The 15,134-nt window shown below is 69.1% G+C and carries 12 protein-coding genes and 1 pseudogene; 5 read left to right on the plus strand and 8 right to left on the minus strand.

Going from position 1 to position 15,134, the window contains the following annotated elements:
- Positions 1-99 precede the first annotated feature (99 nt).
- From J5226_RS13465 to J5226_RS13480, 4 genes are all read right to left on the minus strand, one after another.
- Positions 100-1,392 (minus strand): OprO/OprP family phosphate-selective porin, encoded by a 1,293-nt coding sequence (locus J5226_RS13465; RefSeq protein WP_215835019.1) that lies wholly within the window; start codon positions 1,390-1,392, stop codon positions 100-102.
- Between the two features lie 146 nt (positions 1,393-1,538).
- Positions 1,539-2,195: an endonuclease III gene (gene nth / locus J5226_RS13470; RefSeq protein WP_215840421.1), complete on the minus strand. Its 657-nt coding sequence runs from the start codon at positions 2,193-2,195 to the stop codon at positions 1,539-1,541.
- Between the two features lie 341 nt (positions 2,196-2,536).
- Entirely contained in the window at positions 2,537-2,980 is a 444-nt protein-coding gene (locus tag J5226_RS25585) for a hypothetical protein (protein ID WP_345778186.1), read from the minus strand.
- A 4-nt stretch (positions 2,981-2,984) separates the two neighbouring features.
- Entirely contained in the window at positions 2,985-3,767 is a 783-nt protein-coding gene (locus J5226_RS13480; RefSeq protein ID WP_215835020.1) for an enoyl-CoA hydratase-related protein, read from the minus strand.
- Positions 3,768-4,005: 238 nt separating this feature from the next.
- Here J5226_RS13480 and J5226_RS13485 point away from each other — a divergent pair, with 238 nt between their 5' ends.
- From J5226_RS13485 to J5226_RS13505, 4 genes and pseudogenes are all read left to right on the plus strand, one after another.
- Entirely contained in the window at positions 4,006-4,692 is a 687-nt protein-coding gene (locus J5226_RS13485; RefSeq protein WP_215835021.1) for an FKBP-type peptidyl-prolyl cis-trans isomerase N-terminal domain-containing protein, read from the plus strand.
- A gap of 174 nt (positions 4,693-4,866) precedes the next feature.
- Positions 4,867-5,729: pseudogene (locus J5226_RS13495) on the plus strand (DUF1289 domain-containing protein).
- Complete coding sequence (locus J5226_RS13500) at positions 5,726-6,577, plus strand: sulfurtransferase (RefSeq protein WP_215835023.1); 852 nt, start codon at positions 5,726-5,728, stop codon at positions 6,575-6,577. The pseudogene J5226_RS13495 and the gene J5226_RS13500 overlap by 4 nt, the downstream one beginning before the upstream one ends.
- Positions 6,578-6,890: 313 nt before the next feature.
- Complete coding sequence (locus J5226_RS13505) at positions 6,891-8,231, plus strand: substrate-binding domain-containing protein (RefSeq protein WP_215835024.1); 1,341 nt, start codon at positions 6,891-6,893, stop codon at positions 8,229-8,231.
- 82 nt (positions 8,232-8,313) lie between these two features.
- Here the strand turns inward: J5226_RS13505 and J5226_RS13510 are convergent, their stop codons facing one another.
- Positions 8,314-9,072, minus strand: a complete 759-nt coding sequence (locus tag J5226_RS13510) for an enoyl-CoA hydratase/isomerase family protein (protein WP_215835025.1) — start codon at positions 9,070-9,072, stop codon at positions 8,314-8,316.
- Positions 9,069-10,643 carry a DUF4139 domain-containing protein gene (locus J5226_RS13515; RefSeq protein ID WP_215835026.1) on the minus strand — a complete coding sequence of 525 codons (1,575 nt, stop codon included), beginning with the start codon at positions 10,641-10,643 and terminating at the stop codon, positions 9,069-9,071. The genes J5226_RS13510 and J5226_RS13515 overlap by 4 nt, the downstream gene beginning before the upstream one ends.
- A 126-nt stretch (positions 10,644-10,769) precedes the next feature.
- Between J5226_RS13515 and J5226_RS13520 the strand changes: the two genes are divergently transcribed.
- On the plus strand, positions 10,770-11,168 hold the full coding sequence (locus J5226_RS13520) for a copper chaperone PCu(A)C (protein ID WP_255322788.1): 399 nt from the start codon (positions 10,770-10,772) through the stop codon (positions 11,166-11,168).
- Between the two features lie 129 nt (positions 11,169-11,297).
- Here J5226_RS13520 and J5226_RS25425 read toward each other — a convergent pair whose 3' ends face one another.
- Together J5226_RS25425 and uvrA are read right to left on the minus strand one after the other, a co-directional pair.
- Complete coding sequence (locus J5226_RS25425; RefSeq protein WP_255323113.1) at positions 11,298-11,690, minus strand: thioesterase family protein; 393 nt, start codon at positions 11,688-11,690, stop codon at positions 11,298-11,300.
- Positions 11,691-12,028: 338 nt separating this feature from the next.
- Positions 12,029-14,977, minus strand: a complete 2,949-nt coding sequence (uvrA, locus tag J5226_RS13530) for an excinuclease ABC subunit UvrA (protein WP_215835028.1) — start codon at positions 14,975-14,977, stop codon at positions 12,029-12,031.
- Between the last annotated feature and the right edge of the window lie 157 nt (positions 14,978-15,134).

Genomic DNA, 15,134 nt, shown 5'->3' on the forward strand with positions numbered 1-15,134 from the left:
AAAGGCGCGGCCTGAGCCGCGCCTTACGATCAACTCGATCGAGGGGGAGAGAGAGTCGCCGCCCGCGGCATGCAAGCGCGGGCGGCGTTGGAGCGTGGATTACCAGTAGAACTGCAGACGCGCGCTGACCACGTTCGGGCTGTCGTCGACGACGCGGTTGAAGGTGCGGTTGTTGTACTGCGGGCTCTGCGAGTAGGTCGCGCTGGTCTTGCCGATGTAGCGCGAGCTGTCGACGATCGAGTAGTCCAGCATGAACTTGAAGTTCGAGCGCCAGTACCAGTTCACGCCCACGGTCCAGGCGCTCATCTCGCCGCCGAGCACGCCGTCGACGATCGGAGCGGCGGTCGGGGTGGCGCCCGGACGCAGGCTGCCGTCGTTGAGGTCGATCTTGTCGTAGCGGATGCCCACCTGCCACATGCCGCTGGCCGGTTCGTTGGGCAGCGGGGTGGTCGGGGTGCCCGACTTGTAGCCCCAGGTTTCGCCGGTGATGTTCCACACGCCGCTGACGTACCAGCTGTCGGCGGTGAAGTCCTTGCCGGTCAGGGTCGTGGTCTTGTAGCGGTCGAGCGTGCTGCGCATGTACTCGGCCTGGACCTTGAACGGACCGTGCACGTACATCGCTTCGGCGCCGATGATGGCCTGGGTGTCGACGTTGGTCAGGGTGCCGGTATCGACCAGACGGCCGGCGGCCAGATCGGCCTGCGGACGGGTGCGGATACGCGAGCTGTTGTCGAGCACGCCGGTGTTGCCTTCCAGCTCCGCGTCCAGGTTCACGTACGACAGACCCAGGTGCAGGATGTTGCCCTTCTCGTTGATCGGGGCGAAGGTGCCGCGCAGGCCGTAGCCCTTGCCGTGCTTCTGGTTGCGGGTCAGCTCGTCGCCGAAGTAGCTGGCGGTGACGCTCCAGTCGTTGGTGCCGTAGCTGTAGGCGACGCCGAGACGACGGGCGATGCCGAAGGTGTTGGTCACCATCGCCTTGGAGATGAAATCGTTGTTCTTGGTCGAGGACAGCTCTTCCATGCTGTTGGGCTGCTTGAACTGGCCGAACTGCACGAAGTGGTTGCCGTCGCCGCCGATCTTGTACTTCAGGTTGACGTCGAGGAACTTGTCGGCCTTGGCGTCGTAGCCGGCGACCCACTCGAAGTTGCCCGGGCCCTTGCCCTTGAGCACGAGTTCGGCGCGACGCAGTTCCTGGTCGGTGTCCTTGCCGTCCGGCACGTCGCCGTTGAGGTTCAGCACGTCGCTGTTGAAGTCGTTGTAATCCGCCTGGACCAGACCTTCGAAGGTGACTTCCGAGTCGCCGATGACGTCCAGAGCGATTTCGGCGTGCGCGGCGGGCGCGGCCAGCGCGGCGAGCAACGCAACAGCGAGGGTGGTGCGCGAGAGTTTCATTGGTCTAGCCCTGAGGCGTGGAAAGATGGCGCGCAGGCTAGAGTGTGAAAGTTGCGTAAATGTGACAGGACTGACTTATTTCTTGGGCGTGACTGCGGGATGACGCCATTACAACTGTCAGGTTGCTGCCGAAATATCCTTTGCGATCAAACGGCTACGGGCTCCGGCTCGCCGGGCGTCTGGTCCGGGAAGCGACAAAGATCACGAATCGCACAATGCGGGCAATCCGGTTTTCGTGCCTTGCAAACGTAACGTCCGTGCAGGATCAGCCAGTGGTGAGCGTCTTGCAGATAGTGCTCCGGCACGACTTCGAGCAGCTTGTGCTCGACCGCGAGCACGTCCTTGCCCGGCGCCAGACCGGTGCGGTTGGAGACGCGGAAGATGTGCGTGTCGACCGCCATGGTCGGCTCGCCGAAGGCGGTGTTGAGCACGACGTTGGCGGTCTTGCGGCCGACCCCGGGCAGCGCTTCGAGCGCGGCGCGGTCGCGCGGGACTTCGCCGCCGTGCCGCTCCAGCAATTGCTGAGACAGCGCGACCACGTTCTGCGCCTTGGTGTTGAACAAGCCGATGGTGGCGATGTACGGCTTGAGCCGGTCCACGCCCAGATCGGCGATGGCTTGCGGCGTGTTGGCGACCGGAAACAATTTGCGCGTCGCCTTGTTGACGCCGACGTCGGTGGCCTGCGCCGACAGCGCGACCGCGACCAGCAACTCGAACGGCGTGGCGTATTCGAGTTCGGTGACCGGGTGCGGGTTGAGCGCTTGCAGGCGCGCGAACATTTCTTCGATCTGCGCCGGTTTCATCTGTGCGCCGGGGCGCTCTTTGACCGGAGCGTCGACGCGCGCGCTGGGGCGCGCGGCGGCGGTTTTCTTCGCGGCGGCTTTCTTGGCGGCGGTTTGGGCCGCGACGGTTTTAGCCGTGGCGGCTTTCTTCGCCACGGCCTTCTTGCCGGCGGCTCGCCGGTCGTCGGCGCGCGCGACGGTTTGTTTCGCTGCGGTCTTCTTCGTCGCGCGCTTGCCGGCGACGGAGCGGGAGGACGTGGCGGGCCGGGCGGCGGGCGCGGTCTTCTTGGGCATGCGGGTCGGGTCTTAAGAAAACGTGCGGTGCGGACCGGCGCCGCGGCGCGGTTCGCGCGGGGAAAGCATCAGTCGGTCCCGCGTTGCGCGGCTTTGGCCTTGGCCCGCGCCAACGCGGCGGCGGCGCCGCCGGGCAGCGCGGGGCGCGGCGGCGATGCCGGCGCGGCGGCGGCCGGCTCGGTCGATTGCGACTGTGTCGCGGGCGCGGACGGCGCCGCGCGCTGCGCCGCGCGTTCCTCGGCGCGGCGTTGCAGGCGGCGGTCGCGGGCGCGGTAGCGCTCGCGCGCGGCGAGCGCGCGCAGCCGCGCGTCGCGCGCCTCGCGGCTGCGTTGCGCGCACTCGGGCGCGCACGCGGCGCAAACGCCGTCCGCATCGAAACCCGGGTCGAGCAAGCCGAGCGCGATCGCGCCGTCGAGATCGTCGCCGGCGAGCGCGCGCGCGATCGCATGCGCGCGCGCGCCGGCCGCCTCGAGGCAGCCGCACACGCACACCGGCGAGGCGTCCGCGCTCATCCGCTCAGCGGCCGACGAACGCCGGCTTGCGCCGTTCCAGGAACGCGCCGGTGCCTTCGCGCATGTCGTCGGTCGAGAACATCAGGCCGAACTGCGCGGTTTCGTATTCCAGGCCTTCCTCGATCCCGCATTCGCCGCCGACGGCGACGCAGTCGAGCACGCCGCGCAGCGCCAGCGGCGCGGACGCGGCCAGTTGCTCGGCGATCTTGAAGGTCTCGGTTTCCAGTTCGGCCGCCGGCACCACGCGGTTGACGATGCCGAGCTGCTGCGCGCGCGCCGCGTCGATCGGCGCGCCGAGCAGGCACAGTTCCAGGGTCGCCGCGCGCCCGGCCAGGCGCAGCAGGCGCTGGGTGCCGCCGAAGCCCGGAATCAGGCCGAGATTGACCTCCGGCTGGCCGACCTTGGCGCTGTCGGCGGCGATGCGCAGATGGCAGCCCATCGCCAGTTCCAGGCCGCCGCCGAGGGCGAAGCCGTTGACCATCGCCACCACCGGCTTGGGCATTTTTTCGATCCGGCGCATGAGCTTTTGCCCGCGCAAGGAGAAATCGCGGCCCTGGACCGGGGTCAGGCCGTTCATTTCGGCGATGTCGGCGCCGGCGACGAAGGCCTTGGGGCCGGCGCCGGTGAGGACCACGGCGCGCACCGTCGGATCGGCCGCGGCGGCCTCGAAGGCGGCCAGCAGGGCGTCCAGGGTGGCTGCGTTGAGCGCATTCAGCTTGTCCGGGCGGTTGACGGTGATCTGGCGCACGGCGCCGCGATCGGCGATCAGCAGGGGCGATTCGGTCATGTGATGGCCGTAGAATTCAGGGGCTTGGGGGGAATGCGACGGGCGTTGAACTCCGCGCCCGCGGCGCGGTCAGAGCGGGCTGGCGTCAGTAGCGGTTAAGCGCTGCCGCCGGTATCCTAACCCGTCCACTCGGGGGCTTACGACCCGAGCGACACTACATACGGGGCATTGGAAGGTGTCCCTAAAGCTGATCGGGGCGGCGCAGGTCGCCCCGTGCCATTACCGGAGATTTCATCGAATGAAGTTGCGTTTGATTGCTGCCGCCGTCGCGGCCCTGGCTCTGACCGCCGGCAACGCCGTCGCGCAGGACACTTCTTCCGAGAAGGGCAAGCTTAGCTATGCGCTCGGTTACGACCTCGGCCGCAACGCCACCGAAAGCGGCGAGCAGGTCGACGTGAACACCATCATCAAGGGTCTGCAAGACGGCTACGCCAAGAAGCAGCCCTCGGTGCCGGTCGACCAGCTGCGCACCGCCGTGCAGAACATGCAGAAGCGTCAGGCCGAGCGGGCCAAGGCCGAGTGGGACAAGGCCGCTGCCGAGAACAAGACCAAGAGCGACGCCTTCGTCAACGCCAACAAGGGCAAGGCCGGCGTGAAGGCGCTGCCGAACGGCGCCCAGTACCGCGTGATCGAAACCGGCACCGGCGCCAAGCCGACCCAGGCCAGCACCGTGGCCCTGGAAGTCGCCGGTCCGTTCCCGTGGGGCGAGCGTCCGGCGCAGGCGCGTCCGGCCAACAACATCCCGTCGATCAAGGTCAGCGAGATCGAAATGGCCGCGATGCGCGACGTGCTGCTGCAGATGCCGGCCGGCTCGAAATGGGAAGTGACCCTGCCGGCCGCCCAGGCCTACGGCGCCGACCCGCGCACTCCGTTCCCGCCGAACGTGGCCGTGCAGTTCGAGATCAAGCTGGTCAGCGTCAAGTAAGACCGGCGTTTTGGTTTTCCGCTGCAACGCACTTGCGCCGGCTCGTCCGGCGCAAGTCGTTTGTGGGGCGGGGGATGCGGCCGCGCGCGATCGCCGCGTCCGCGCTTTTTCGCAGGCCGCGCCCGTCTTCGCGGCGAGGCTTTACCCGGCCGCGCCGCGATGCAAAATGGCGGCATGGCCCCGGTGGACGATATGACGACTTTCCGCGCAGTGCTGAGCCCGTGCATCGGCATCTGCCAACTCGGCGACGACGGCCTGTGCCTGGGTTGCCACCGCACCACCGCCGAAATCGCGCGCTGGTCGCAAATGAACGACGACGAGCGCCTGCGCCTGATGGAACACGTGCTGCCGCAGCGCGAATCGGGCCGCGCGTGAGCGACGCCGCGACTCCGGCGAACGACTTCGGTTCCGACTTCCTCGCCGGCGATTCGCGCGCGCGCACCCGCCTGCTGGCGGCGCTGCATCCGCTCGACGCCGCGCCCGAGGACGACGGCTGGAATCTCGACGATCTGCACGGCCTGCTGCCCGACAACGCGCTGCGCGCGCAGGCGGCGGTGCTGGTCGGATTGGTGCCGCGCCCGCACGGCGTGCAGGTGTTGCTGACCCGGCGCACCGACGGCCTGCGCCAGCACGGCGGTCAGGTCAGCTTTCCCGGCGGGCGGATCGAGCCCGACGACGAAGACGCGGTCGCCGCGGCGCTGCGCGAAACCTTCGAGGAAATCGGCGTGCCGCCGGCCCTGATCGCGCCGCTGGGGTTTCTCGATCCGCTGGTGACCATCACCGGCTTCCGCGTGTTGCCGCTGGTGGCCACGCTCGATCCCGCCTACGTCGCCAAGCCCGATCCGGCCGAAGTGGCCGAAGTGTTCGAGGTGCCGCTGGCGTTCCTGCTGGAGCCGGACAACCTCACCACCCGCACTCTGGAATACAAGGGCCGCGCGCGCCACGTGCTGGAATACCGCTGGCCCGACCAGCGCATCTGGGGCGCGACCGCGTCGATGCTGCTCAACCTGCGACAACGCCTGGAGGCCGTGCGATGAGCGACTGGACCACCCTGGTTTCGGCCGAAGACTTGGCCGCGGCGCTGGGGCGCGAGGATCTGATCGTGATCGACACGCGCACCTCGCTGAGCGACCGCGCGGCGAGCGAGCAGGCCTATCGCGACGCGCACATTCCCGGCGCGCGCTACGCCGATCTCGATCGCGACCTGTCCGATCACCGCAAGCCCGGCGGCGGCCGCCACCCGTGGCCGGACGCGGCCGATTTCGTCGCCACGCTCGGCCGCTGGGGCGTGACGCCGCGGCATCAGGTCGTGGTCTACGACGCCGCCGACGGCGCGCTGGCTGCTTCGCGCTTGTGGTTCCTGCTGCGCGTGCTCGGCCATCGCCGCGTCGCCGTGCTCGACGGCGGCTGGCAGCGCTGGAGCAAGCTCGGCTTGCCGACCGACGCGGCGGTGCCGGCGCCGCAACCGACGCAGTACGCGGCCAGTTATGAGGCGCAGCGCTTGCTCGACGCGCAACAAGTGCGTTCGCTGCTGGATTCCGGCGGCTTGCTGATCGACGCGCGCGCGGCCGAGCGTTTCCGCGGCGACGTAGAACCTTTGGACAAAGTCGCCGGCCACGTGCCCGGCGCGCGCAACCGCGCGTTCTCGCTCAATCTCGAAGACGGCCGCTTCAAGTCGCCGCAGGCGCTGGCGCAGGAGTTCGCACCGTTGCTGCAGGGGCGCGAGCCTGCGCAGGTCGCGGCGATGTGCGGCTCCGGCGTGACCGCCTGCCACCACTTGCTGGCGATGGCGCATGCGGGATTCGACGGCGCCGGGTTGTACACCGGGTCGTGGAGCGGGTGGATCGAGGATCCGCGCAGGCCGGTGGCGACCGGGGACGAGTGAATTCCGCTTACCCGCGTCGTCGTTGCCGAAAAGGTCGAGAACTTCAGCGCCGTGCCGCGATGAATCCCCGGCTGTATCCGCCTCAGTGAGCGTGGCGACGGCGGAGTTCGCCGAGTTTCCGCGGCAACGCAGACTCCCAAACAGGCCTCGCCACGATTCCCGAGTCGCACCGGAATCATGAGAAAACCGTCGCCATTCCATGCGGAATCGGTGCATTACATAACGCTATATAAGTGATGCGCGTCGCGTAACCGACCCGTCACATCCCGTTCCCATCCTTGCGCGCAATTCGCTCGTCAGGGGAGAGCGCGCCATGTTGCGTGCCGCGGTGTCGTCGCTGTTGTGGGTCTGTACGCTCGTCTTCGCCGCCGCGGCGCCCGCGCAGGAGGCCGAGCGGGTGCGCGTCGCAGGCTCCAACACCCTGGCGCAGGCGCTGGTGCCGGGCGTGGCGCAGGCGTGGCTGCGCGATATCGGTTATCGCGACATCCAGGTGCGCAAGCCGCGGCCGGCGCTGACCGAGATCCATGCCAGCCGCGACGGCCAGCCGCTGATCGTGGAGATCGCCGCCAGCGACTCGGCGCACGGCTTCGCCGATCTGGTCGAAGGCAACGCGCAGATCGCGATGATGTCGCGGCGGCCGAGCGCGGCCGAACTCGACGCGGGCTGGCAGCTCGGCGATCTGGCCTCGCAGGATCAGGAATTCGTGGTCGCGCTCGACGGCGTGGCGGTGGTGGTCAATCGCGCCAATCCGATCGCGCGCTTGGACATGGAGCAATTGCGCGCGCTGTTTTCCGGGCGTTCGCGCGATTGGCGCGAACTCGGCGGCCGCGGCGGCGAGGTGCATCTGCATCTGGACGCCAGCGCCGGCGCGGTGCGCGATCTGATGAACGACAAGGTCATGCGCGGCAGCGCGTTCGGCGAGGCGCAGGTGCATCCCGACGCGCGCGCGCTGGTCGCCGCGGTCGCCGCCGATCCGTTCGCGGTCGGGCTGATTCCGATCGGCGAGAGCTACGGCGCCGGCACGCGCCCGGTGGCGGTGTCCGACGGCGGCCGCGCGGTCGCGCCGACCCGCACCGACGTGCTCAGCGAGGACTATCCGCTGAGCCGGCGCTTGTATCTTTACGGCGGCCAGATGATGGGCGCGCTGAGCCGCAGCTTCGCGCTGTACGCGATGGGCCGCGGCGGCCAGCGCGCGGTCGCGCAGGCCGGCCACGTCGCGGTGACCCTGGTGCCGGGCCGCGCCCGGCCGGTGACGCTGGGGCCGGTGGAATACCGGCAGATGGTCGAGAACGCGGTGCGCCTGCCGTTGAGCCTGCGCTTCAACTTCGCCGGCTCCGGCGAGAGCGCGGTCGCCGCCAGCGTCTACGACAGCCGCGCGGTGCGCGACCTCGACCGCCTGCGCAGCTTCATGCGCCTGCCGCCGAACCGCGGCCGCAGCGTGCTGGTGATCGGTTTCGCCGACGCCAGCGCGGGCTCGCCGATGGCCTCGATGATGATGAGCAACGACCGCGCCGACCTGGTCGCGCAGGAATTGGTGTCGCGCGGGATCAAGGTGCGGGTGGCGCGCGGCATGGGCAGCGCGCTGGCGGTGGCGGGCGCGCGCGATCGGCTGGCGCGGTATCGCAATGAGCGGGTGGAGGTTTGGCTGCTTTGAAGCGGGAGATAGCGAGTAGGAGATAGGAGATAGCGAAAGCCTGCTCCCGCTAACTTCTAACTCCTATCCGCTAACTCCTGTTTCACTTGCCTAACTTCGCCACCAACGCCTTCAACGCCGTCTGCGTATCCTGCGAATACCAGGAATCGACGAAGCGATCGAGTTCGATGTGCTCGGGGCGCAGCGCCTCGATCAGGTCGGCGCGGGCCAGCGCGCGGGTTTGCAGCATCGCGCTGCGCGGCAGGCTCAGCAGTTGCTGCAGCCACTCGCGCGCGTGCGCGGCGACTTGGTCGATCTCCACCAACTCGTCGACCAGGCCGATGCGCAGCGCAGTGTCGGCGTCGACCATCGCGCCGGCCACCAGCAGGCGCTCGGCGCGGTAGGTGCCGACCACGCGCCGCATCAGCCGCTGGATGCCTTCCGGCGCGACCAGTCCGACCTGGGTTTCGTTGAGGCCGATGCGGTAATCGCCGGCGGCCATCACCCGGTAATCGCAGCACAGCGTCAGCACGCAGCCGCCGGCCGGGGCGTGGCCGGCGATCGCCGCGACCACCGGCACCTGCGCCGAAGCCAGCGTGCGCGCCAGACCGAAGAACGACTGCCACGCGAGCAGCAGATGATCGCGCTGATCGCCCAGCGACAGCAGGTACGGCACGTCCAGGCCCGCGGAAAACACCTTCGGCCCGCCGCTGAGCACGATGCCCTGGGCGCCGTGGCCGATGGCGTGCTCGACCGCCTCGCGCGCGGCGTTGCACAGCGCCGGGTTGAGCGCGTTGACCGGCGCGCGCGCCAGCTTGATTTCGACGATGTCGCCGTGGGTCTGGGTTTCTACGCAATTCATGGTTTGACGTCCTGGGGCCAGCGGTAGCGCACGGTGTAGGTCAGCTTGGTCTCGCCTTGCGCCGGCACGTCCACCTCGAACTGCGCGTGTCGCGCGTCCTTCTTCTTCGCCGGCAGGCTGGACGACACGATCTCCCAATCGCTCCAGCGCGGCAAGGGTTCGGTGACGCGGACCGTGGCCGCGGTCTTCTTCGCGTTCTTGATCTCGATCGAGAACGATTCGGTCATCGTCCGTCCGGTACGGTCGAGGCGGAAATCGGTGGCCTCGCGCTTGGCGGTCAGGTCGAACACCTTGCCCAGGGCGAGCTTGATGTCGGCGCCGGCGGGCGTGTGGTCGAGCGTGGATTCGCCGAGGAAATCGCCGCCGTCGAACGCGCGCAGGCGACCGGCCGGCAACGGCAGGCCGAGTCCCGAAGCCTGATCGTTGACGAATTCGACCTTGTTCATGACCGGCAGCTCGCCGGTCTGTCCGGAGTAGCTGCGCTCGATCAGCGGCTGCGGCGGCTCCCAGCCCACGCCGCTGGCGTCGAGCGCGTAGATGCGCTCGCACTTGACCTGGTCGTTGCGCGGGAACAGCGCGATGCGTTCGGTGCTGCCGTTGCGTAGGGTCACCGGCTGCGGCAAGTCGTAGGCGTGGTGTTCGCCGGCGGCGCGTTCCAGCGGCATCGGCGGCGCGGGAGCGGGCGCTGCTTCGGCGTAGGCCACTCGGCTGCCGGTGACCTGGACGACGTCGAGCCCCGCCAGATTGCGCTGACGGTTGGGTTCGCCCGCGACCAGACTCAAGCGCGCGCCCTCGAAGCCGCGGCCGGAACGGTTGGCGACCAGGGCCGCGCCGTCGAGCGCGAGCGAGCAGCCCGCGCCCGGCGCGAGCGTGGCCTGGTATTCGGCGCGCCAGGCCATGCCGCCCATCGGATAGCTGAGCTCGAATTCGGCGTCGCCGGCTTGGGTGGCTTCGACCGTCCATTGCAGCGCCGACTGGCGCGGCAATGCGTCGTCGTTGTCGACCAGACTGAAACTGTCGTAGCTGCGGACGACCTTGATCCGGCCGTCGTCGAGCGCAAGGGTGAGGCCGTCGCCGGCCGCGAGCAGCACGCCGCTGTCGGTCTGCTTGGCGCCGCCGGCGGTGTGTTCGACCGACACCTTGCGGCCGATCGCGCCGCTCATGATGTTCTGCGCGCCCGACACCGCGGCCACGTAGCGCTGGGCGACGATGCCGACGCCGGGCGTGCGCGGGGTCAGGGTCGCGGCTTCGACGTCGATCGACGGCGGCAGCGGGGTTTCTTCCAGCGCGTTGGCGCCGCGCTTGAGCGCGACCCGCAGCGGCCGCGCGACCAGGGCGTAGCCCGGCATGCCGGCGCTGGCGGCGCGGACGTTGGCGAGGGCTTCGTAGTCGCCGCTGTAGACGCTCAGGCGCAGCGCGCCGTCGCGCGTGGCGGCGGGCTTGGCGCCCTGGGCGTTCGGCTTGGCGCCGTCGGCGGGCGCGGCGGCGCGGTCGCCGGACGGGGCGCCGCCGCAGGCGGCCAGGAGGCCCGCGGCGAGCGCGGGAGCGAGCAGGCGCAACGGCTGGTTCATCGTCATGTCCTTGATGGCCGGGGCTTGATAGCCGGGGGGTATGATAGGCCGATGAACGTATCTCGCATCCGAACGGGGTTGACGCTGGCGGCGTGCTTGGCCGCGGCGTCGGCGATGAATGGCGCGATGGCGAAATCGCCCGCGCCGAACAAGGGCTGTGTGGCGCAGGTGCGCGAGGGCTGGGTGCGCTTGCCGCCGATGCAGATGCCGATGATGGCCGGCTTCGGCCGGATCGAAAACCGCTGCGCGCAGCCGGTGGTCATCGTCGGCGCGAAGAGCGCGGCGTTCGGCGACGTGTCGCTGCACGAGACCCGCATCGTCGACGGCATCAGCAAGATGCGCGCACTGCCGGAACTGCGCATCGCGCCCGACGGCGCGGCCGTGCTCAAGCCCGGCGGCATGCATCTGATGTTGATGCAGCCGCATGCGCCGCTCAAGGAAGGCAGTCGGGTGGCGGTGGAATTCGTATTGAAGGACGGCGGCTCGCTGCTCGGCGAGTTCGAGGTGCGTAAGGCCGCGCCATGAGGCGTTGTCTGGATTCTCCCTGTAGGAGCGGCGCGAGCCGCGACCGCGACAACTCAACTACGATGAAAGTTTCGGCGTAGTTGAGTTGTCGCGGTCGCGGCTCGCGCCGCTCCTACAGGGGGCTACCGATCAGCGCGGCGAGCAGGCGGCGCGCACCGGTTCCGGCAACGCCGCCGGTTGGCCGGTTTCGCGGTGGATCCACACCATCACCACGTTGCCCTCGCAATACAGCGCGCTGGGGTCGTGGGCGCCGACGATGCGGTGGCCGATGCTCAGGCTGGTGTTGCCCAGGCGTTCGACGAACAGCTCGATGTCGATCTCGTTCGGCCACTCGATCGGGCGGCGGTAGTTCAGATGCGCGGCCGCGACCACGGGCGCGACGTGCTCGTCCATGCCGTGGCCCGGCAGGGTCACCATCCAGCGCAGGCGCGCTTCCTCGAGGTAGCTGAGGAACTTGGAATTGTTGACGTGGTTGAACGCGTCCAGATCGCGCCAGCGCACCGACAACGGCACGCGGATCAGCGCGGCGGGGGCGACGGCGACGGATTCGACCAACTGGGCGACGACCGGCGGCTGAGGCTGCGCCGGCGCCGCGTCGTCGGCACGCGTGGGTTCCGGCTGCGCGCGAGCGGGCTGCTGCGCCGCGCGCGGGGGCTTGGCGGCCTTTTCCGTGCGGGCCGCGGCCGCTACCGGCGCCGCGGCGGCGGTAGCGTCGCCCGAGGCTTGAACCTTGTGTTCGGCGGCGTTCTGCGCGGGCGCGGCCGCTTCGGTCTTGCGCTTGCGCGGCGCACGCTTGCGCGGCGCCGTTTTCTTGCCGGCCGCCTTGGCGGCCTTGGGCTGGCTTTCGTTGTCGCTGTCGCTCATGCGGCGGATTTCTTCTTGGCGCGCGCGGCGGGCGCGTCGGTCTTGGTTTTGGTCTTGGCGGGCGCCTTCGCGGCCTTGCCGGCGCGCTTGTCGCTGCCGACTTCGCCCGGCACCGGCATGCCCAACAGCGGCGCCAGGAAGCGTCCGGTGTGCGAGTGCGCCAGGGACGCGATGTGCTCGGGCGTGCCGGTGGCGAGGATGGTGCCGCCGCGGTGGCCGCCTTCCGGCCCCAGGTCGATGACCCAGTCGGCGGTCTTGATGACGTCGAGGTTGTGCTCGATCACCACCACGGTGTTGCCGTCGTCGCGCAGGCGGTGCAGCACCGCGAGCAGATGCTCGATGTCGTGGAAGTGCAGGCCGGTGGTGGGCTCGTCGAGGATGTAGAGCGTGCGCCCGGTGTCGCGGCGCGACAGTTCCTTCGACAGCTTGACGCGCTGCGCCTCGCCGCCGGACAGGGTGGTCGCGCTCTGGCCCAGCTTGATGTAGCTCAGGCCCACGTCCATCAGCGTTTCCAGCTTGCGGCCGATGCTGGGCACGTTCTCGAACAGCGCCAGCGCCGCCTCGACCGTCATCTCCAACACGTCGTTGATGTTGTAGCCCTTGTACAGGACTTCCAGCGTCTCGCGGTTGTAGCGCTTGCCGTGGCAGACGTCGCAGGGCACGTACACGTCCGGCAGGAAGTGCATTTCGACCTTGATCAGGCCGTCGCCCTGGCAGGCCTCGCAGCGGCCGCCGCGCACGTTGAAGCTGAAACGGCCCGGCGAGTAGCCGCGCGCGCGCGCTTCGGGGACCTGCGCGAACAGCTCGCGCAGCGGCGTGAACAAGCCGGTGTAGGTGGCCGGGTTGGAACGCGGGGTGCGGCCGATCGGCGACTGGTCGATGTCCACGACCTTGTCGAACAGCTCGATGTTCTCCACCGACTTGTGCGGCGCCGGCGTCTGCGCCGCGCCGTTGAGCTCGTTGGCGGCGATGACGTAGAGCGTGTCGTTGATGAGGGTGGACTTGCCCGAGCCCGACACGCCGGTGACGCAGGTCAGCAAGCCCGCCGGAATCGCCAGATCGACGTCCTTGAGGTTGTTGCCGGTGGCGCCGCGCAGGTGCAGCGTGGTCTTCGGGTTGGGCTTGTGGCGGTTCTTCGGGATGTCGATCTTGCGCTTGCCGCTGAGGTACTGGCCGGTCAGCGAACGCGGCGCCTTGAGCACGTCGTGCAGCGTGCCTTGCGCGATCACTTCGCCGCCGTGCACGCCGGCGCCGGGGCCGATGTCGACGACGTGGTCGGCCAGACGGATCGCGTCCTCGTCGTGTTCGACCACGATCACCGTGTTGCCGAGGTCGCGCAGGCGGGTCAGGGTGCCGAGCAGGCGCTCGTTGTCGCGCTGGTGCAGGCCGATCGACGGCTCGTCGAGCACGTACATGACGCCGACCAGGCCGGCGCCGATCTGGCTGGCCAGACGGATGCGCTGGGCTTCGCCGCCCGAGAGCGAGTCGGCCTTGCGTTCCAGGGTCAGGTAATCCAGGCCGACGTCGACCAGGAAGCGCAGGCGATCGACGATCTCCTTGACGATCTTGATCGCGATCTCGCCGCGCCAGCCCGGCAGCTGCAGGGTCTTGAAGAAGTTCAGCGCTTCGTCGACCGGCAGCACCACCAGATCCGGCAGCGGCCGCTCGGCCACGAACACGTTGCGCGCGGCGCGGTTGAGGCGCGCGCCGGCGCAGTCGGGGCAGGGGCGCTGGCTGATGAACTTGGCCAGTTCCTCGCGCACCGCCGCCGATTCGGTCTCGCGGTAGCGGCGTTCGAGATTCGGCACGATGCCTTCGAAGCGGTGCTTGCGCTGGCTGCGGCCGCCGTTCTCGGTGATGTAGTTGAAGCTGATCAGCTCGTCGCCGCTGCCGTACAGCACCGCCTTCTGCTGCGCGGCGCTGAGCGACTGCCACGGCGTGTCGACGTTGAACTTGTAGTGCTTGGCCAGCGACTGGATCAGCTGGAAGTAGTACGCGTTGCGGCGGTCCCAGCCGCGCACCGCGCCGGCGGCGAGCGAGAGCTCGGGATGCACGACCACGCGCGCCGGGTCGAAGAATTCGGCCACGCCCAGGCCGTCGCAGGTCGGGCAGGCGCCGATCGGCGAGTTGAACGAGAACAGGCGCGGTTCGAGTTCGGGCAGCGAGTAATCGCAGACCGGGCAGCTGTACTTGGACGAGAACAGCAGCGGCGCGGCCTCGGCGTTGTCCAGCGACATCACCTGGGCCATGCCGTCGCCGAGCTTGAGCGCGGTCTCGAAGGATTCGGCCAGACGCTGCTTGATGTCCTCGCGCGGCTTGAAGCGGTCGATCACCGCTTCGATGGTGTGCTTGACCCGCAGCGCCAGCGGCGGCACCGCGTCGATTTCGTACAAGGTGCCGTCCACGCGCACGCGCACGAAGCCCTGCGCGCGCAGTTGCTCGAACACCTGGGCGTGCTCGCCCTTGCGCTCGCGGATCACCGGCGCCAGCAGCATGTAGCGCTGTTCGGGATCGAGCGCGATCACCTGATCGACCATCTGGCTGACGGTCTGCGCCTCCAGCGGGTAGTGGTGATCCGGGCAGCGCGGACTGCCGACGCGCGCGTACAGCAAGCGCAGGTAGTCGTAGACCTCGGTGATGGTGCCGACGGTCGAACGCGGGTTGTGCGAGGTGGATTTCTGCTCGATCGAAATCGCCGGCGACAGGCCTTCGATGTGGTCGACATCGGGCTTTTCCATCACCGACAGGAACTGGCGGGCGTAGGCCGACAGCGATTCGACGTAGCGGCGCTGGCCTTCGGCGTAGATCGTGTCGAAGGCCAGCGAGGACTTGCCCGAACCGGACAGTCCGGTGATCACGATCAGCTTGTCGCGCGGCAGATCGAGATCGATGTTCTTGAGGTTGTGCGTCCGCGCGCCGCGGATGCGGATGTAGTCCAGCGCCATCGGGTGCCTGCAAGGGGGAGGGTCGCCGGCGCGGAAGGCGACGGCGAACAGGGGAGCGTATCGAGTGGGGAAGATGGGGGCAAATCCGCGCAACGGAAGATGCGGCGGGCGTCGCGGGCGATGTCATCGCAGGCCCGTGGGGCTTGGCTCGGGCGTT

This window comes from Lysobacter sp. K5869 (assembly GCF_018847975.1).
Classification (GTDB): domain Bacteria; phylum Pseudomonadota; class Gammaproteobacteria; order Xanthomonadales; family Xanthomonadaceae; genus Lysobacter.